Here is an 18767-nt window from a genome sequence, read left to right on the forward strand (position 1 = left end):
GCGGTGTGTCAGTCGATGTAAATTTCGAATGACAAGGCGCCTTCGCGAGCAAGCCCGCTCCCACAGGGGATAAGTCGTGGTTTTGAAATTACAGGCTGTCCTGCAGGTGGCGACGCAGCGCTTGCAGCTCCGCTTGCAGGCTTTGCAGGCGCTCCAGTGTCATCCCGCTGGCGCCGAGGATGCATTGGGGAATATCACGCGCCTTGTCGCGCAACGCCCGACCCTGTTCGGTGAGCTCGACGATCACCACGCGTTCATCTTCGCGGCTGCGGGTTCGGCTGAGCAGGCCTTCGGCTTCCAGGCGCTTGAGCAGCGGCGTCAAGGATCCAGGGTCGGTCAGCAATCGCGTGCTGATTTCGCCTACCGTCAAACCGTCCCTTTCCCACAACACCATCATCGCCAGGTATTGCGGGTAGGTCAGGCCCAGCGCTTGCAGCAAGGGCTTGTAGACCTTGGTCATCATCAGCGAAGTGGAGTGCAGGGCGAAGCAGGCCTGATTATCCAGCAGCAGGTTGTCGCAGTTGTCCGGGGTGTTGCGCTCGGTGCTCATGTCGAAGCCTTGATCTGTGATCATTGGAATCTAGCGGGCGAATCTTTAATGCGCCAGATAATTTTGATCAGTGCCGTTGCAAATGGGTTTGCAACAGCAGATCCCAGGGCGGAACCGGGCTGAAGCGGGTTTTCAGGTACTCCAGCAACAAGCGGCTACGGGGGTTGGGTTGTTGTTCCAGGCGCAAGGCATAGATGCCGGTGTTTTCCGGTTGCGGCAGGCCGCTGTCGCAGAACAGCGGCAGCAACTCACCCCGCAACAGGTACTCGCTGGCCAGCCAGGTCGGCAGGTGCGCGATACCCAATCCGGCCAATGCGCCGCATACCAGCGCCTCGGCATTGTTGGCGCTCATGCGCACCCGTGCCGGCCGATGCAACTGCATTTGCCCGTCCCGTTCGAAACGCCAGGCGAAGAGCGGGGCCAGACCATCCCAATCGAGTCCGTCGTGTTCAATCAGCTGTGACGGATCGCTCGGCACGCCGCGTCGCCGCAAATAGTCAGGGCTGGCGCAGGCAATACGCACCATGCTCGCCAGTGGCGTGGCCACCAGCCGGGTGTCGGCCAATTGCCCGGCGCGCAGCACCAGATCGACCTTGCCGAGGTTCTGGCCCTGCATGTCGACGAAACTGTCGATCAGGTGCAGTTGCACATCGAGTCCCGGATAGAGCATGAGGAAGTCGGCAATCACCGGTGCCAGGTGCCGGCGCCCAAAGGCTGCTGGCGCATCGATACGAATCAGGCCTTCCGGCGCGCTGCTCAAGGACACCGCCTCGGCCCGGGCCAGGCGCAACTCGGCGACGATCCGCCGTGCTCGCTCGGCGAAGGCCAATCCTGCCGGGGTCGCGCGCACCGCATGCGTGCTGCGGATGAACAGCTGACTGCCGACCGCGTTTTCCAGGCTGTCGATACGCCGTGCCACGGCCGAAGGGGTCATCGGATGACGGCGCGAGGCAGCGGAAAAACTGCCGGTTTCCAGTACATCGAGGAATAAAGCCAGTTGGTCGGTCAATTGGTTGGGATTCATGGCAAGTCTGTGCTTGTGCGAATTTGGCACAGCCATTGTGCGTCGCTGTGCGTTTCCGTGCCATAAGCAACTGCGTAGGATCAATGGCGTGATGTGAGGAGAAATTGGCCGTGATTGAGTTTCTGATGTACCTGGTATTCGGTGCCGTACTGGGCACGCTTGGCGGTTTGTTCGGAATCGGCGGTGGCCTGATTGCCATTCCGCTGTTGGGCGTGCTGTTCGGGCTCGATCAGCAGATTGCCCAAGGCACGGCATTGGTGATGGTCGTGCCGAACGTGATGCTGGCGCTGTGGCGCTACCATCAGCGCAACCGGATCGAGCGGCAACACGCGTTACCGTTGGCCATCATGGGGTTCTGCTTCGCCTGGCTCGGGTCGATCTGGGCGGTGGGCATCGATGCGCGAACCATGCGCATAGGTTTTGTCGCGTTTCTGATCGCACTGTCGGCGTACAACTTCGTTCGCATGTTCGCCACCAGCGCCTCGGCGGCGTCACGGATGAACTACTCATGGCCCTGGCTGGGCGTGCTTGGCGCTGCATCAGGCACGATGGGCGGGTTGTTCGGCGTGGGGGGCGCGGTGGTGGCGACACCGGTGCTGACCAGTCTGTTCGGCACCAGCCAGGTGGTTGCGCAGGGGTTGTCGTTGGCGCTGGCCCTGCCGAGCACGGGGGTGACGCTGGTGACTTATGCCGTGCACCATCAGGTCAACTGGGGGATTGGCTTACCCTTGGCGGTCGGGGGGCTGATGAGCATCAGTTGGGGCGTGAAGGTTGCCCACGCCTTGCCGGAGCGGCTGCTGCGCGGGCTGTTTTGCGGGTTCCTGGTGTTCTGTGCGGTGACGCTCGCTTTTAAAGTTTGAAGCCATCAATGATGTGGTCGGCCAGGCACTCGGTGATCGGTGACGGGTTATGCAGGTTGCGCACGAGCATGATACTGGCCTCGGGCAGCAGCGGCAGATCCTCGGCTTCACCCAGAATGCGCATGTCCGCGGTGATCAGGCTTTCAAGCTGCGCGGTCACTGCCAGGCCGGCGCTGACCACGGCCATGATCGCCGACAGGCTGTCGCTGTTGTACGCCACCCGGTAATCGCGCCCCTGGGCATCCAGGGCATTGCAGGCCCACTGGCGGCAGAAGCAATCGCTGTTGAACATCGCCAGCGGCAGCGGCGTCTGTTCGTGGGCGCTGTAGCATTGCGCCTCGGCCCAGACAAAACGTTCCTTGCGCAACAACTGGCCGATTTCGCTGCCCGGTTCGCGGGTCACGATGGACAGGTCCAGGTCCTGGCGCATCAACAGCTGTTTCGAGGATTCGCAGTGCACTTCGATCTGGATCAGCGGATAGGACTGGGCAAACCGGCGCAGGATCCCCGGGAGAAACCGCATCACATAATCGTCCGGCGTACCGATTCGCACCGTGCCGACCATGTCGGGCTCACGCAGGGTATTGAAGACCTCGCTGTGCAGCTTGAGGATCCGCCGCGCATAGCCCAGCAACACCTGGCCTTCGGCCGTCAGCCGCACCTGCCGTCCGTCGCGCTGGAACAACTGGCGTTGCAGCACATCTTCTTCCAGTCGTTTCATCTGCATGCTGACGGCTGACTGGGTGCGGTTGACCATTTCGCCGGCGCGGGTAAAGCCGCCCTGGTCGGCGATGGCAACGAAGGTGCGCAACACTTCGGTATCGATACTCGGGTAGGCCGACATCCATCAATCTCCGAGATATGTGACATCAGAAACATTCGTTGGATTGATCTTAGACCCGGCGCGAGACTGGAGCCATCCAAACGGAGGGCAACAAGATGAAAGGTCAACATGAGTTCCATGGTGCGGAAAAACACTCGATTCATCTGATATCCGATCTGCTGCACAAGGTCGGCCGCTGGTACGAACTGCATCGCGAGCGCGAACTGCTGGCGAGCTTGAGCGACGAAGCACTCAAGGACATCGGCATGAGTCGTGCGGATGTGGAGAACGAGTCGATCAAACCGTTCTGGAGCGACCCGATGCATAAATGACCCGATCAATAAATGATGAATGCCACGCTACACAAACCCCTTACCGGTGAGGTAGGTTGCGAGCAGACAAGGAGATGCCCATGCCCGCAACATTGTCCTTTACCCTCAAACAGGCTCGGCGTCTGGCGCTGGCCGCCCAAGGGTTCAACGGGCGGCAGTCGCCAGCGGCGATCAAGACTGTTGCGCTCAACCGACTGATCGAACGGCTGGGCATTTTGCAGATCGATTCGGTCAATGCACTGGTGCGTTCGCACTACCTTCCGCTGTTTTCCCGCCTCGGCCATTATTCCCCGGACTTGCTCGACCAGGCAGCCTGGAGCCAGGGCCGGCGTCGAACACTCTTTGAGTATTGGGGCCATGAAGCCTCGTTGTTACCTCTTTCCCTATACCCGCTGATGCGTTGGCGCATGCAGCGAGCGAGCAGTGGCGAAGACATCTATCAGCAATTGGCGCGTTTTGGGCGTGAGCAGCAAGACACGATTCGTCGCGTGCTGGCATCGGTCGAGCAGCAGGGCGCGCTGGGTGCCGCAAGCCTGTCGACCCGTCAGGAGCGTGCCGGGCCCTGGTGGGACTGGAGTGCGGAAAAGCATGCGCTGGAATGGTTGTTCGCTGCCGGTGAAGTGACCGTTGCCGGACGGCGCGGGTTCGAAAGGCTCTACGATTTGCCGGAACGGGTGATTCCCTCGGCGGTGCTTGCGCAGCCCATCCTGGATGAAAATGACGCCCAGCGCGGCCTGTTACGGCATGCGGCAACGGCCTTGGGTGTCGCTACGGAGAAGGATTTGCGTGACTATTTCCGCCTGAACCCTGCGGACAGTCGTCCACGTTTGGCCGAGTTGGTCGAGGCCGGTCAATTGCTGACCTGCGAAGTGCAGGGCTGGCGACAACCGGCCTATTGTCTGCCCGAGCCGAAGGTGCCGCGCAAAGTCGCGGCCAGTGCCTTGCTCTCGCCGTTCGATTCGCTGATCTGGGAGCGCAGCCGTACGGAGCGGCTGTTTGATTTCCGTTATCGGCTGGAAATCTACACGCCGCAGGACAAGCGCGTTTACGGCTATTACGTGCTGCCGTTTCTGCACAATGAACGGATTGCCGCACGGGTCGATCTGCGTGCCGAGCGTGCGGCGGGTCGTTTGGCTGTGCATGCGGTGCATGAAGAAGAAACGGGGCTGGATGACGAGGGGATGTTGGCGTTGGCGGTCAATCTGCGGCAGATGGCGGATTGGCTGGGGCTGGCGCAGGTTCAGTTGAGCTGCGCGCGGGCGAGTGCGGCAAGGTTGCGGGTGGCATTGGCACAGATTGATGGTGACTGAACTGGCCCCTTCGCGAGCAAGCCCGCTCCCACATTGGTTCTGTGTCGTTCACAAATCAAGTGTGGGAGCGGGCTTGCTCGCGAAGGCGTCTTGTCAGGCAGCCAATAACTAGCGCCGAACCTGCTTCAGTGTTTCAGCAATCAAAAACGCCAGTTCCAGCGACTGATCGGCATTCATCCGCGGGTCGCAATGGGTGTGGTAGCGATCCGACAAACCGTCCTCGGTAATGGGCCGCGCACCACCGATGCACTCGGTAACGTTCTGCCCGGTCATTTCGATATGGATACCACCGGCATAACTGCCTTCGGCTTCGTGCACCTGGAAGAACTGCTTCACCTCGCCAAGGATCTGCGCGAAGTCGCGGGTCTTGTAGCCGCTGCTGGCCTTGATGGTGTTGCCGTGCATCGGGTCGGAACTCCACAGCACCTGCTTGCCTTCACGCTGGACGGCACGGATCAGTTGCGGCAAGTGATCGCCGACCTTGTTCGCGCCCATCCGTGCGATCAGGTTCAAGCGGCCGGGGTCGTTGTCCGGGTTGAGCGCGTCGATCAGGCGAATCAGGTCGTCGGGGTTCATGCTCGGGCCGACCTTGACCCCGATCGGGTTGTTCACCCCGCGCAGGAATTCGACGTGGGCGCCGTCGAGCTGGCGGGTGCGGTCGCCGATCCACAGCATGTGCGCCGAGCAATCGTAGTAATCGTTGGTCAGGCTGTCGCGACGCACGAAAGCTTCTTCGTAGTTCAGCAGCAGCGCTTCGTGGGCGGTGAAGAAACTGGTTTCGCGCAGCTGCGGCGAACTGTCCATGCCGCAGGCGCGCATGAACGCCAGGGTTTCATCGATGCGATCGGCCAGGTGGCTGTATTTTTCCGCCAGCGCCGAGTTGGCGATGAAGTCCAGGTTCCACTTGTGTACCTGATGCAGATCGGCAAAACCGCCCTGGGCGAACGCGCGCAGCAGGTTCAACGTGGCGGTGGACTGGTGATAGGACTGCAACAGGCGTTCGGGGTCCGGCACGCGGCTTTTTTCGTCGAAACCGATGCCATTGACGATGTCGCCACGGTAGGCGGGCAGCGTCACGCCATCGATGGTTTCGTCGTTGGCCGAACGCGGCTTGGCGAACTGCCCGGCCATGCGCCCGACCTTGACCACCGGACAGCCGGCGGCAAAAGTCATCACGATGGCCATCTGCAGCAACACCTTGAAGGTGTCACGGATTTTCGCCGCGGAGAATTCGGCGAAGCTTTCGGCGCAGTCGCCACCCTGCAACAGAAACGCGCGGCCCTGGGTCACCTCGGCAAACTGACGGCGCAACTCACGGGCTTCACCGGCAAACACCAGCGGCGGATAGCTGGCCAGGGTCTGCTCGACCTGCTGCAAATGCGCGGCGTCGGGGTATCGGGGTTGTTGCTGGATCGGCAGGGCGCGCCAGCTGTCAGGACTCCAGGGTTGGCTCATCACGGTCTCTAGTGTTTTCGCTCGGACGTCCATGTTATCAGCAAATTAGTGCGTGACCTGTTCCCGTCGCATCGCTGACAATCTCGCCTTTGCCGCTCTCTACACGCGGTGTTATTGCGTTGCCGGCCCCGGTGACGGTCAGGAGATGAAATGACTGAGGAACGCGTCGAGCATCTGCTCGCCGAGGTACAGGACGAGTTCGGTGTGATTCGTGTGCTGGAAGTGGCCGATTACCGTTTTCTCGAGTTCGGTGATGCCATCGAGCAAAGCTGCGTGTTCACCGCCGATCCGAGCTGGCTCGAGTACGACTATACCCGGGCGATGCTGATCGGCGCGTTGTGCCATGAACTGCCCGAAAGCGCACTGTTTCTCGGTCTCGGTGCCGGTACGCTGACCCAGGCCTGCCTCAAGTTCCTGCCGCTGGAAGATGTCGAAGCCATCGAGCTGCGCCCGGACGTGCCGCGTCTGGCCATTGAATATCTGGGGCTGGATGACGATCCACGCCTGTACATCCGCGTTGGCGATGCGCTGGAGTTGCTGGATAGCGCAGAATCGGCGGACCTGATTTTCGTCGACCTTTATACCGATGTCGGCCCGGGTGTCGGGCATCTGGCCTGGAGTTTCCTGGAAGATTGCCAGAAACGATTGAATCCGGGTGGCTGGCTGGTGATCAATCAGTGGGCGACCGACGATGGCAAACCCCTGGGCGCCGCCTTGTTGCGCGGTTTGTATCACCGGCACTATTGGGAGCTGCCGGTGAAGGAGGGCAACGTGATCCTGATCGTGCCTTCGGAGCTGGATCAGGAGCTGGACATGGACGGCCTGATCGCCCGCGCCGAAACGCTGGCGCCGCGGCTGGGGTATTCGTTGCAGTCGTTGATCAAGTGCATTCGCCCAGCTACTTGAGTTGTTTCTGATGGCCCCTTCGCGAGCAAGCCCGCTCCCACATTTGAGCGCGATCCCCTGTGGGAGCGGGCTTGCCCGCGAAGGGGCCATCAAAGCCAAAATTAAAATCAAATCCCTTTGAAGACTCCAGGCCGCCGCTCAACCATCGACCGCACACCTTCCTTGACATCCTCGCTAGCCATCAACTTCTTCACCAGCAGCGGTAACGCCTGTGCCGCCGCGGTTTCCCCTTCATAGCGGGCCTGTCGCGCAGACATCAGTGTCGCTTGAACGCCGAGTGGCGCCTGACGGGCGATCCGCTCGGCCAGTTCAATCGCCCGGGGCAGCAAGTCCTCGCTGGCCATGACCTCCTGCACCAGACCCAGGTGCAAGGCGTCACGGGCGTCGAACTCATCCCCGGTCAACAACCAGCGCATGGCATTGCCCCAGCCGGCCACTTGATGCAGGCGCAGGGTGGCACCGCCGAACGGGAAGATCCCGCGTTGCACTTCCATCTGCGCGAACCGGGTGTTGCTGGCGCACAGATTGATGTCGGCGGCCAGCATCAGCTCAATGCCGATGGTCAGGCAATAACCCTGGGCGGCGACAATCACCGGTTTGCTGACCCTGGGACCGGCGAACACCGCCCAGGGATCACAGCCGCCGGGTGGAACCTGCCAGCCATCTGCCAGTGTGACGCTGGCATTGACCAGGTCGAGCCCGGCGGTAAAGTGCTCGCCATGAGCGAACACCACCGCCACGCGCGCTTCGCTGTCGGCCTCGAATTCGCCATAGGCCAGGCTCAGCGCGTTGAGCAGGTCGAGATCGAAGGCGTTGCGCTTGGCCACCCGATCCAGACCGATCAGGAACACATGGCCGCGCCGTTCGCGGCTGACTCGACTGGAACTGGGCTGTTTCATGGAGCGGTCCTCGGGGGTAGGAGAGGCGTGCGGGGACCTGCGGTCTGCACGGTAAAGGGTGAACCGTTTTAGCGCCATCACCCGCAAGGCCGGGCCTTTGAAAAATAGACGGCTGACCGATTATTCGCAAAGCCTGTGACACAACGGTGTATCCGGTGGATTTCCGATAAAAAAAGCTCCCTTTTTTGACGAATTCCGGTATAGTGCGCGCCGGCCTTTAACCGGGCCGCGTTTAGGTAGCGCAATTCCCCGAAGCCAGCTTCGGCTGCACGTCCGCCCAGCGGACTCTTCCTTTACGATTCTTTTCATTCATTCGTTTTCGCAAATCCCCGCCGACAAAGCTGCCAGGGCGACTCTTGAGTCTCAACACGGCATGTGCAGCTTTGGAGCATGGGTCTTTGCGGATGCACTTAGAGGCAGACCCATGACCCAGGAAATCGGCGGCTTCGCCGCTCTTGAACTTCATCCAAATATTGTCGCTGCAGTAGTCGCTACCGGCTATGAAGAGCCTTCGGCCATTCAGCAGCAGTCGATCCCGATCATTCTCGCCGGTCACGATATGATTGGTCAGGCGCAAACCGGTACCGGTAAAACCGCTGCCTTTGCCCTGCCAATTCTGCACCGCATTGATCCGTCCAAGCGCGAGCCGCAAGCTCTGATCCTGGCCCCAACTCGTGAGTTGGCGCTACAAGTTGCAACCGCTTTCGAAACCTACGCCAAGCAAATGCCGGGCGTGACTGTTGTGGCTGTCTACGGCGGCGCGCCGATGGGCCCACAACTGAAAGCAATCCGTAATGGCGCACAAATCGTTGTCGCCACTCCGGGCCGTCTGTGCGACCACCTGCGTCGCGACGAAAAAGTACTGGCGACCGTGAACCACCTGGTTCTCGACGAAGCCGACGAAATGCTCAAGCTGGGCTTCATGGACGACCTGGAAGTCATCTTCAAGGCCATGCCGGAAACCCGTCAGACCGTACTGTTCTCGGCAACCCTGCCTCAGTCGATCCGTGCCATCGCCGAACGCCACCTGCGCGATCCGAAGCACGTCAAGATTCAGAGCAAGACCCAGACCGTTACCGCGATCGAGCAGGCTCACCTGCTGGTTCACGCTGACCAGAAGACTTCGGCCGTTCTCAGCTTGCTGGAAGTGGAAGATTTCGACGCCCTGATCATGTTCGTGCGCACCAAGCAAGCGACCCTGGACCTGGCCAGTGCCCTGGAAGCCAAAGGCTACAAAGCCGCTGCGCTGAACGGTGACATCGCCCAGAACCAGCGTGAGCGCGTGATCGACTCCCTCAAGGATGGCCGTCTGGACATCGTTGTGGCCACCGACGTTGCCGCTCGTGGCCTGGACGTTCCGCGCATCACTCACGTGTTCAACGTTGACATGCCGTACGATCCGGAGTCCTACGTTCACCGTATCGGCCGTACCGGCCGTGCCGGTCGCGAAGGTCGTGCACTGCTGCTGGTGACTCCGCGTGAGCGCCGCATGCTGCAAGTGATCGAGCGTGTAACCGGTCAGAAGGTTGCTGAAGTTCGCCTGCCGGACGCTCAAGCCGTTCTGGATGCGCGCATCAAGAAACTGACCAACAGCCTGTCGCCGCTGGTGGCCGAGGCCGAATCGACTCACGGTGATCTGCTCGATCGCCTGACCGCCGACATCGGTTGCAGCCCGCGTGCCCTGGCCGCAGCCCTGCTGCGCAAGGCAACCAACGGTCAAGCGCTGAACCTGGCCGCTATCGAGAAAGAGCGTCCACTGGTGCCGAACAATGCACCGCGTGGCGATCGTCCAGAGCGTTCCGGTGATCGTCCTGAGCGTGGCGACCGCGAGCGTCGTGCTCCGATGCCACTGGGCGAAGGCCGTGCACGTTGCCGTACCGCGCTGGGCGCGCGTGACGGTATCGCCGCCAAGAACCTGCTGGGCGCCATCCTCAATGAAGGTGGTCTGGCGCGTGAAGCGATCGGTCGCATCCAGGTACGTGACAGCTTCAGCCTCGTCGAGCTGCCGGAAGATGGTCTGGAGAAGTTGCTGACCAAGCTGAAGGACACTCGCGTTGCCGGCAAGCAGTTGAAGCTGCGTCGCTACCGCGAAGATTGATCCGCTCTCGGGCTGATTGATCGAACATGAAAAATCCCCGACTGGTTCGGGGATTTTTTTTGCCTGCCATCAAGACTTGGCTGGTGAGCGGCGGTGGTTCATTCGCGAGCAAGTCGGATCGCCGCACCACCGCTCCCACATTTGATCGCATTCTTTCTGAAGTAAAGCAGTCGTCTGTGGGGGCGGGCTTGCTCGCGAAGGTCGCGACGCGGTCTGTCTGTCAGCCGAAGCGGTAAATGTCCATGCCCAGCGCACCCATGGTGAACCCTTGGTGAGCAACGCTGAACTGCCCACCGGCGGCGCGGGCAAAGTACAGCGGCAACAGGTGTTCGTCGCTGGGGTGATTGCGCGCGGCATGGGGTGCCTGCGCGCGATAGTCATGCAGTGCGGCTTCGTCGTTCGCTTCGAGTTTCTCGATCATCCAGTCGCGAAACGCCAGTGCCCAGGGCTCAACGCTCTCGGGGCCGGCATGCCAGTCCAGCTCCCGCAGGTTGTGAGTGATGCTGCCGGAGCCGATCAACAGGACGCCGTGCTCGCGCAGGCTGGCCAGCGCGTGGCCAACGCGGGTCTGTAGAGCGGGGCCGGCCCGGGTGGGCAGCGAAACCTGGACAATCGGGATGTCTGCTTGTGGGTACATCAGCGATAAAGGCACCCAGACGCCATGGTCGAAAGGCCGATTGCTGTCGATGCGCGCAGGAAAACCAGCGGTTATCAGTAGCTCGGTAACCTCTGCGGCGAGTCGTGGGTCGCCGGGTGCGGGGTACTGGACCTCGAACAGGGCTTTGGGGAATCCACCAAAGTCATGCCAGGTTTCAGGCTGCGGATTGCCGCTGACCAGCAGCTCATTGCTTTCCCAGTGCGCAGACACAATCACGATGGCTTTGGGCCTGGGTATCTCGACGGCCAGGCGGGCGAGTGCCGGCCCGCTGGCACCAGGTTCCAGGGCGAGCATGGGGGATCCGTGGGATATGTACAGGCTGGGGAACATGAATGAGCTCCTGAGAGTTAAGATGCAACATCTTCAGTCAGATCATTAATCTAAATCTAATATAAGTTTTAGGGTGTTTTGATCGAATTTTCGGGGTTATTTATGCAGCCGGAGTTTTGGCACAAGAAATGGGCGGCGAATCAGATCGGTTTTCACCTGCCGCAGGTGAACCCTTATCTGAAGCGGTTCTGGCCAGCGTTAAGCCTTGAAGAGGGGGCACGCGTGTTGGTGCCGTTATGTGGCAAAAGCCTGGATTTGCTTTGGCTCGCCCATCAAGGCCATGAGGTCCTGGGAGTCGAACTGTCGGAAAAAGCCATCGAGGAGTTTTTCAGCGAGCATGGCTTTGATCCGGGCGTCAGTGAGCAGGGGCCTTTCAAGGTCTATCGGGCAGGTTCCATCGAGCTTTGGTGCGGCGATTTCTTTGAGCTGACGGCCGGTGACACGGCTGATTGCTCCGCGCTTTATGATCGCGCCGCGTTGATTGCGTTGCCGCCCAAGATGCGTGAGCAATATGCCGCGCACCTGAATCGGATTCTGCCGAAAGAGTGTCGCGGATTATTGATCACGCTGGACTATGACCAGGTTCAGATGGACGGACCGCCCTTTGCCGTGCTCGATGATGAGGTGCAGCGATTGTTGGGCGGGTCATGGTCGCTGAAGGTGCTGGAGGATCAGGACGTACTGAGTGAGAGCGGGAAGTTCCTGGAGGCGGGTGTGACGCGACTTGAGGAGCGGGTGTATCGGGTTTCCAGTCAGTAATTAGTTGTTAGTCCAGGCCTCTTCGCGGGCAAGCCCGCTCCCACAATGATCTGTGGCGTTCACAGATCCTGTGGGAGCGGGCTTGCCCGCGAAGGGGCCCTGAAAAGCACTGAAGCTTTTGAACAGACAAAAAAAGGCCCGCATCGCTACGGGCCTTTTCATTTGCGGTGGAAGCTCTTAGCTGCGGCGACGAGCCAGGGCGTCGATACGCTCTTCCAGTGGCGGGTGGCTCATGAACATGCGAGCGAACCCTTGCTTGATGCCACCATTGATGCCGAAGGCGTTCAGGGTGTCGGGCATGTGCACCGGCAGGCCTTGTTCCGCCCGCAGGCGCTGCAGGGCGCCAATCATCGCGGCGGTGCCGGCCAGGTTTGCACCGGCTTCGTCGGCACGGAATTCGCGCTTGCGCGAGAACCACATGACGATGGCGCTGGCCAGGATGCCCAGAACCAGTTCGGCGAAGATGGTCGCCACGTAGTAGGCAATGCCCTGGCCTTCTTCGTTCTTGAAGATCACCTTGTCGACGAAATTGCCGATGATCCGGGCAAAGAACATCACGAAGGTGTTCACCACGCCCTGGATCAGCGCCAGGGTAACCATGTCGCCATTGGCCACGTGGCCGATTTCGTGGGCCAGGACGGCTTTCACTTCATCGGGCGAAAAGCGCTCGAGCAAGCCCTGGCTCACGGCGACCAGTGCGTCGTTCTTGTTCCAGCCGGTGGCGAAGGCGTTCGCCTCGTAGGCGGGGAAAATACCGACTTCGGGCATCTTGATCCCGGCTTCGCGGGACAGTTGCTCGACGGTTTGCAGCAGCCATTGCTCGTGACGGGTGCGTGGCTGGGTGATGATCTGGGTGCTGGTGCTCATCTTCGCCATCCACTTGGAGATGAACAGCGAGAACAGTGAACCGGCGAAACCAAAGACCGCACAGAAAATCAGCAGCTGATTGAGGTTGAGGTCAACCCCGTTGGCCGCCATGAACCCGTTGAAGCCGAAAAGGCTCAGGGTGATGCTGGCAATCAGCACGACCGCCAGGTTAGTGGCCAAGAACAGCAGGATGCGCATCATGGTTGTAGAAATCTCCTCATGCTAAAGATGTAGCGTACTGCGGGGTATATAAGGTGCTGCACCGGGGTATTCAACCGGGTGACTATTTCAAACTGTGTCCTACGGCAATAGTTTAGCTGCTTGCAGGGCATTTCCGACGCGAGTGCAGGAAGTGTTTGTCAGTCAATTCATGTCGAACGCCCCGCCTTTGTTAGGCGCGAGCGGGCACGGCGTTGTTCGGCAGCGGGCAAAACGACTGCCAGTGACGCAATGCAAACAAATGTTGCCGGATGAAAATCACCGTGCGACGCGCAGGCGTGTCGCACGGTGCAGGGCGCTTACTGGCGGTAGGACTTGAGGAAGCCGCCGATGCGTCCGATGGCCATCTCCAGGTCATCGACACGTGGCAGGGTCACGACGCGGAAGTGGTCTGGCCATGGCCAGTTGAATGCGGTGCCTTGAACCACCAGCAGCTTTTCGGAGAGCAGCAGGTCGAGGACGAATTTCTCGTCGTTGTGGATCGGGCAGACTTTCGGGTCGATGCGCGGGAATGCGTACAGCGCGCCCATCGGCTTGACGCAGCTCACGCCCGGAATGTCGTTGAGCAGTTCCCAGGTGCGGTTGCGCTGTTCGAGCAGGCGACCTTGTGGCAGCACCAGGTCATTGATGCTCTGGTAGCCACCCAGGGCGGTCTGGATCGCATGCTGGCTGGGCACGTTGGCGCACAGGCGCATGTTCGCCAGCATGTCGATGCCTTCGATATAGCTCTGGGCGTGGTGTTTCGGACCGGAAATGGCGATCCAGCCGGATCGGAAACCGGCCACGCGATAGGACTTGGACAGACCGTTGAAGGTCAGGCAGAGCAAGTCCGGCGCCAGGGAGGCGGTGCAGATGTGCACGGCATCGTCGTAGAGGATCTTGTCGTAGATTTCGTCGGAGAACACCACCAGGTTGTGCTGGCGGGCCAGTTCCAGCATGCCCAGCAGCACTTCCTTCGAATACACCGCGCCAGTCGGGTTGTTCGGGTTGATGATCACCAGGGCCTTGGTGTTCGGGGTGATCTTGGCCTTGATGTCGGCCAGGTCTGGCCACCAGTTGGCTTGCTCGTCGCACAGGTAATGCACCGGATTGCCGCCGGACAGGCTCACGGCGGCGGTCCATAGCGGGTAGTCAGGTGCAGGCACCAGCACTTCGTCGCCATTGTTGAGCAGGGCCTGCATCGACATCACGATCAGTTCGGAAACGCCATTGCCCAGGTAGATGTCTTCAATGCCGACGCCTTCTACCTGCTTTTGCTGGTAATACTGCATCACGGCCTTGCGCGCACTGAACAGGCCCTTGGAGTCGCTATAGCCCTGGGCAGTCGGCAGGTTGCGGATCACGTCCTGGAGGATTTCATCCGGCGCTTCGAAACCAAAAGGCGCCGGGTTGCCGATGTTCAGCTTGAGGATGCGATGGCCTTCCTCTTCCAGGCGCTTGGCGTGCTTGAGCACCGGGCCGCGAATGTCGTAGCAGACGTTGGCGAGCTTGTTCGATTTGCTGACCTGCATGGCGATGTGTTCCCGAAAATGAACGATCCAGACGGCGTTTGGACAGCCGTGCTGGGAATCCTGCGTATTCACACAGGCCTGACGCCTTGAGATGCAGCACCCATATTTCCGTTTGAATGCGCGTGGTCTGGCTGCCAGACTGGCGTTTGACGAGGCGCAATCATACGTGCCGCCCGATCCGTGGAAAAGGTACAGATCGGGCTTTTTCAGCCGCTGAGGTGTGATGATGGAAAAGTTGGAAAAAACCCTGGAAGAATGGAAGGCGATGCTCGATCCAGAGCAGTACAACGTGTGCCGCCTCAAAGGCACCGAACGGCCGTTTTCCGGTAAATACAACGCCACCAAAACCGACGGTGTCTACCACTGCATCTGCTGTAGCGAACCGCTGTTCGACTCCAGGACCAAATTCGATTCCGGCTGCGGCTGGCCGAGTTTCTACGCGCCGATCGGCGACAGCGCCATGACCGAGATCCGTGATGTCAGCCACGGCATGATCCGCACCGAAGTGGTCTGCGCCAGATGCGACGCGCACCTGGGGCATGTTTTCCCTGATGGTCCGCCGCCGACTGGCCTGCGTTATTGCATCAACTCGGTATGCCTGGACCTGGTGCCCCGCGAGTAATGCGAGCCCTGTAGGAGCGAGCTTGCTCGCGATGGACCAGAGAGCAACTCGGAGCACCAGGCTTCCCGCGTTATCGTTGACGACCATCGCGAGCGAGCTCGCTCCTACAGTGGATTGGCGTTCGATAATTTAAATTGCACGCAATTCAATTGCTCGCTATGTTTGGCTCATCTTCCCGAATCCGGAGCTTTCATCATGAGCGACAACCTGCTGAGCATCCCTTGCACCACGATCAAGGGGGAACAAAAGACCCTGGCGGATTTCGCCGGCAAGGCCGTGCTGGTGGTCAACACGGCCAGCAAGTGCGGTTTCACTCCGCAATACAAAGGCCTGGAAGCGTTGTGGCAGACCTACAAGGACCAGGGCCTGGTGGTGCTCGGTTTTCCCTGCAACCAGTTCGGCAAGCAAGAGCCGGGCAATGAAGGGGCGATCTCCGAATTCTGCGAGCTGAACTTCGGTGTCAGCTTCCCGCTGTTCAAAAAGATCGAAGTCAACGGCGCCGGCGCCCATCCCTTGTTCGTGCAGTTGAAAAAGCGCGCTCCGGGTGTACTGGGTTCCCAGGGCATCAAGTGGAACTTCACCAAATTCCTGATCGGCAAGGACGGGCAACTGGTCAAGCGCTTCGCCCCGGCGACCAAGCCGCAGGACCTGACCCGCGAGATTGAAGCCCTGCTCAAATGAACACCTTGTCCGTCGATTCCCTGAAGCTCGACAGCCAGCTGTGTTTCAAGCTGTACGCCGCTTCCCGTGCGGTCATTCGCGCCTACAAGCCAATGCTCGATCAGTTGGGCCTGACTTACCCTCAGTACCTGGCGATGCTGGTGCTGTGGGAGTGGCAGGAAGCCGCCCCCGAGCAACCGACCGTGAAGGCATTGGGGGAGCGTCTGGCCCTGGATTCCGGCACCCTGACACCCTTGCTCAAGCGCCTCGAACAAATGCATCTGGTGCAGCGTCAGCGTTCGGCGCGCGATGAGCGTGAAGTGCACCTGAGCCTGTCGCCAGCCGGAACGGCCTTGCGCGATCAGGTCGGGCCACTCAAGGCGCGGTTGTTGTGCGACAGTGGGGTCGACCTGAATCGACTCAACGACTTACGCGATGGTCTCGATCACCTGTTGGGGCAGATCAGGACGCTGTCGTAGCGGGGATCCACAAGTCCAGCAGGGCGGCCAGCTCTTCGCGCCGGAAGGGTTTGGCCAGGTAGTCGCTCATGCCCGCGGCACGACAGCGTTCGCGCTCCTCCGACATGGCGTTGGCCGTCAGGGCGACGATGGGCAGCTGGGGCCAGCGTCCGCTGCGGCGGATTTGCCGGCTGGCCTCATAGCCGTCCATCACCGGCATGTTGCAGTCCATCAGCACCAGGTCGAACTCCCGTTGTTCGAGTTGATCCAGGGCCTCGGCCCCATGAGCCGCGGTGGTGACCTCGCAGCCGAGCTTGCCGAGCATGCCCTTGGCCACCAGCTGGTTCACCGGATTGTCTTCCACCAGCAGCACGCGTCCGCGGCGTAGCGGGCATTGCGTTTCGAGCCGGACATCGTTGATCGGCTGCGGTTGTGGCTGCAGGATCCGCCGCAAGCTCTGATACAGCGTATTGCGGGCCAGGGGGCGTGCCTGTTGTTGCAGGGGGGCGAGGGCGTTTACCTCTTCGCTGGGCATGAAATTGCCATACGCGGTGATCAACAGGATCGGCGCACTGAGGGCTGGGCGCAAACTGAACAGGCATTCGGGGCAGTCGGTGATGAGTACGTCGGCTGCCAGGCCAAGCAGTGAGTCATCCATGGAGCGCCGTTCATAGTCCAGCCCCCAGCCAGGCAACAGGCTGTTCAGCAGTTCGCCCAGCCCACTGCTGGCGGCCGTGATGGCGACGACTTTGCCATTGAGCGCAACAGCAGGCATTGCGCGGGTATGGCTGGGTAATGGCAGATCGGCGCAGAACTGACTGCCAAAACCCGCTTCGGAGCTGATCGTCAGGCGCCCTTGCATGGCTTCGCAAAGATTGTAGGTGAGCGCCAGGCCCAGCCCGGTGCCGCCAAATTGGCGGGTAATACCGGCGCCGGCCTGGGTGAATGGCTGGAAGATCCTGGCCTGGGCTTCCTGAGGGATGCCGATGCCGGTGTCGCATACTTCGATTCTGACGCCGTCCCCGAACGTCGACAGGCGTACGTCGACACGCCCGAAACGGGTGAACTTGAGGGCGTTGGACAGCAGGTTACTGACGATCTGCCGCACCCGGGTCGGATCGCCGAGCACCAGTGCCGGGAAATGCGGATCGATCAGGCAGGTCAGTTCGACGCTGGGGGCGGCGTTCTGCGACAGCAGGTTGGCGGTGTCCTCGATCAGCGAACCGAGGTCGAAGGGGATGTGTTCGAGTTCGAGTTGACCGGCATCGAACTTCGACAAATCGAGGATATCGTTGAGCAGTTCCACCAGTACCTTGCCCGAGTCATGGGCAATCGACAGCTGTTGCTGTTGTTCGGCATTCAGCGGTCCGTCGAGGGACAGCGCGATCATCCCGAGCAAACCATTGAGGGGCGTGCGGATTTCATGGCTCATGTTGGCCAGGAACACCGAGCGGGCTTCGGCCATGTCGAGGGCGGTACTGCGCGCGGCTTCCAGTTCCTCGTTGGATTGGCTGAGCCGGCTATTGATTGCCTTGAGTTCGGCGGTGCGGGCCGAGACGATGTTTTCCAGTTGGCCAAGGTAGTCGGTCAGGCGGTTTTCCGCGTTGCGCCGCTGCCGGATTTCGGTGGCGATGTTTTTGAATTGCTGGTTGGCAACCTTGACCAGTACACCAATCTCATCGTTGGCGTGCCCGGCAGGACACTCCAGCGACGTCGGTTCGGTGTTGCCCGGGTCGCGACCGCTGAGCTCACGGATCACCCGTACCAGGGGTTTGGTGAGCATCACATAGAAGAGCGCCAGCAGGATGCCGGACAGCAGCAGGCTGCGGGCGAAGCCATTGATCAGGGTCACTTCGGCCCGGCGCAGGAACCGGTTGCCGAACGCGTAAGTATCGACCTTCAGCCGCAGCGTACCCAGGGATTCGCTGGGTAAATGATCCAGGTAAAGCCGGTCTTCGAACTGTCGGTTGGCACCGAACAGGAAGTCACTGAGCATCCGGTAGCCGTTTTGCGCCTCGGGTCGCTTGGAGTTGGCCAGCACGGTGCCGTTGTTGTCGGTCAGTTTCGCGCCGATGATCGCCGGCGAGCGCAGCAGGCCCTGGGTCAGTTCCTTGGCGAGTTCGGCGTCGATGTTATAGGCGATTCGCGAGGCCGGGTTGTGGCTGATTTCCAGTAATGAAAGGATTTCACGATTGATGGAGGCGTCTTCACTGGCATAATCGATGCCTATTTGCAGCAGGCTGAGCAGCGTGCCCAGAATGAAACCGACCAGCACGGTCAGCCGGGCTTGCTTGAATGACAGCCGGTTGGTGAATTTGATGTCCATGGGGGGGTGAACCACTTCCGTTTCCTTTCGCTGCTCAAGCATAGTCGATCATGCCTGCCTGTTGATGTTCTCGCGAGGCCTGTACCGCGGGGGCAGCCAC

General features: G+C 60.5%; 18 protein-coding genes. 9 read left to right on the plus strand and 9 right to left on the minus strand.

Annotation, left to right across the window (positions count from 1 at the left end; translation table 11 throughout):
* Positions 1–88 precede the first annotated feature (88 nt).
* Positions 89–550 (minus strand): MarR family winged helix-turn-helix transcriptional regulator, encoded by a 462-nt coding sequence (locus AC3WN7_RS07905; protein WP_102675400.1) that lies wholly within the window; start codon positions 548–550, stop codon positions 89–91.
* 67 nt (positions 551–617) lie between these two features.
* On the minus strand, positions 618–1574 hold the full coding sequence (locus AC3WN7_RS07910; RefSeq protein WP_102675399.1) for a LysR family transcriptional regulator: 957 nt from the start codon (positions 1572–1574) through the stop codon (positions 618–620).
* A 110-nt stretch (positions 1575–1684) separates the two neighbouring features.
* On the opposite strand from AC3WN7_RS07910, the gene AC3WN7_RS07915 reads away from it, so the two are divergent.
* The gene (locus AC3WN7_RS07915; protein ID WP_095966405.1) at positions 1685–2434 is read left to right on the plus strand and encodes a sulfite exporter TauE/SafE family protein; all 750 of its coding nucleotides are present in this window, start codon (positions 1685–1687) and stop codon (positions 2432–2434) included.
* On the opposite strand, the gene AC3WN7_RS07920 is transcribed toward AC3WN7_RS07915, so the two are convergent.
* The gene (locus AC3WN7_RS07920; protein WP_095966406.1) at positions 2424–3278 is read right to left on the minus strand and encodes a LysR substrate-binding domain-containing protein; all 855 of its coding nucleotides are present in this window, start codon (positions 3276–3278) and stop codon (positions 2424–2426) included. The two genes, AC3WN7_RS07915 and AC3WN7_RS07920, sit on opposite strands and share 11 nt — an antisense overlap.
* Before the next feature lie 95 nt (positions 3279–3373).
* Here AC3WN7_RS07920 and AC3WN7_RS07925 point away from each other — a divergent pair, with 95 nt between their 5' ends.
* Together AC3WN7_RS07925 and AC3WN7_RS07930 are read left to right on the plus strand one after the other, a co-directional pair.
* The gene (locus AC3WN7_RS07925; protein WP_007973532.1) at positions 3374–3589 is read left to right on the plus strand and encodes a DUF1127 domain-containing protein; all 216 of its coding nucleotides are present in this window, start codon (positions 3374–3376) and stop codon (positions 3587–3589) included.
* Positions 3590–3669: 80 nt separating this feature from the next.
* Entirely contained in the window at positions 3670–4899 is a 1230-nt protein-coding gene (locus tag AC3WN7_RS07930; protein WP_102675398.1) for a winged helix-turn-helix domain-containing protein, read from the plus strand.
* Positions 4900–5007: 108 nt separating this feature from the next.
* Here AC3WN7_RS07930 and AC3WN7_RS07935 read toward each other — a convergent pair whose 3' ends face one another.
* A complete protein-coding gene (locus AC3WN7_RS07935; RefSeq protein WP_095966408.1) occupies positions 5008–6354 on the minus strand; it encodes a class II 3-deoxy-7-phosphoheptulonate synthase in 1347 nt (448 codons plus the stop codon).
* Between the two features lie 150 nt (positions 6355–6504).
* On the opposite strand from AC3WN7_RS07935, the gene AC3WN7_RS07940 reads away from it, so the two are divergent.
* Positions 6505–7260: a spermidine synthase gene (locus AC3WN7_RS07940; RefSeq protein WP_102675397.1), complete on the plus strand. Its 756-nt coding sequence runs from the start codon at positions 6505–6507 to the stop codon at positions 7258–7260.
* A gap of 107 nt (positions 7261–7367) precedes the next feature.
* Here AC3WN7_RS07940 and AC3WN7_RS07945 read toward each other — a convergent pair whose 3' ends face one another.
* Positions 7368–8159, minus strand: coding sequence for a crotonase/enoyl-CoA hydratase family protein (locus AC3WN7_RS07945; protein ID WP_102675396.1), 792 nt, complete (start codon positions 8157–8159; stop codon positions 7368–7370).
* 424 nt (positions 8160–8583) lie between these two features.
* Here AC3WN7_RS07945 and AC3WN7_RS07950 point away from each other — a divergent pair, with 424 nt between their 5' ends.
* Entirely contained in the window at positions 8584–10257 is a 1674-nt protein-coding gene (locus AC3WN7_RS07950) for a DEAD/DEAH box helicase (protein ID WP_007973525.1), read from the plus strand.
* 220 nt (positions 10258–10477) lie between these two features.
* On the opposite strand, the gene AC3WN7_RS07955 is transcribed toward AC3WN7_RS07950, so the two are convergent.
* The gene (locus AC3WN7_RS07955) at positions 10478–11245 is read right to left on the minus strand and encodes a DODA-type extradiol aromatic ring-opening family dioxygenase (RefSeq protein ID WP_095966411.1); all 768 of its coding nucleotides are present in this window, start codon (positions 11243–11245) and stop codon (positions 10478–10480) included.
* A 102-nt stretch (positions 11246–11347) separates the two neighbouring features.
* Here AC3WN7_RS07955 and AC3WN7_RS07960 point away from each other — a divergent pair, with 102 nt between their 5' ends.
* Complete coding sequence (locus AC3WN7_RS07960; RefSeq protein WP_102675395.1) at positions 11348–12004, plus strand: thiopurine S-methyltransferase; 657 nt, start codon at positions 11348–11350, stop codon at positions 12002–12004.
* A gap of 177 nt (positions 12005–12181) precedes the next feature.
* Here AC3WN7_RS07960 and htpX read toward each other — a convergent pair whose 3' ends face one another.
* Entirely contained in the window at positions 12182–13072 is an 891-nt protein-coding gene (gene htpX, locus AC3WN7_RS07965) for a protease HtpX (protein ID WP_046043402.1), read from the minus strand.
* A 317-nt stretch (positions 13073–13389) separates the two neighbouring features.
* Positions 13390–14601, minus strand: a complete 1212-nt coding sequence (locus tag AC3WN7_RS07970; protein ID WP_007973513.1) for a pyridoxal phosphate-dependent aminotransferase — start codon at positions 14599–14601, stop codon at positions 13390–13392.
* 226 nt (positions 14602–14827) lie between these two features.
* Here AC3WN7_RS07970 and msrB point away from each other — a divergent pair, with 226 nt between their 5' ends.
* The 3 genes from msrB (at position 14828) to AC3WN7_RS07985 (ending at position 16362) form a co-directional block, all read left to right on the plus strand.
* A complete protein-coding gene (msrB, locus tag AC3WN7_RS07975) occupies positions 14828–15223 on the plus strand; it encodes a peptide-methionine (R)-S-oxide reductase MsrB (RefSeq protein ID WP_095966428.1) in 396 nt (131 codons plus the stop codon).
* Positions 15224–15418: 195 nt separating this feature from the next.
* The gene (locus AC3WN7_RS07980) at positions 15419–15904 is read left to right on the plus strand and encodes a glutathione peroxidase (protein ID WP_095966413.1); all 486 of its coding nucleotides are present in this window, start codon (positions 15419–15421) and stop codon (positions 15902–15904) included.
* Positions 15901–16362 (plus strand): MarR family winged helix-turn-helix transcriptional regulator, encoded by a 462-nt coding sequence (locus AC3WN7_RS07985; RefSeq protein ID WP_102675394.1) that lies wholly within the window; start codon positions 15901–15903, stop codon positions 16360–16362. Before AC3WN7_RS07980 ends, AC3WN7_RS07985 begins: the two co-directional genes overlap by 4 nt.
* On the opposite strand, the gene AC3WN7_RS07990 is transcribed toward AC3WN7_RS07985, so the two are convergent.
* The gene (locus AC3WN7_RS07990) at positions 16346–18667 is read right to left on the minus strand and encodes a hybrid sensor histidine kinase/response regulator (protein ID WP_102675393.1); all 2322 of its coding nucleotides are present in this window, start codon (positions 18665–18667) and stop codon (positions 16346–16348) included. The genes AC3WN7_RS07985 and AC3WN7_RS07990 overlap by 17 nt on opposite strands.
* Positions 18668–18767 lie beyond the last annotated feature (100 nt).

This window comes from Pseudomonas sp. FW305-70, assembly GCF_058783925.1.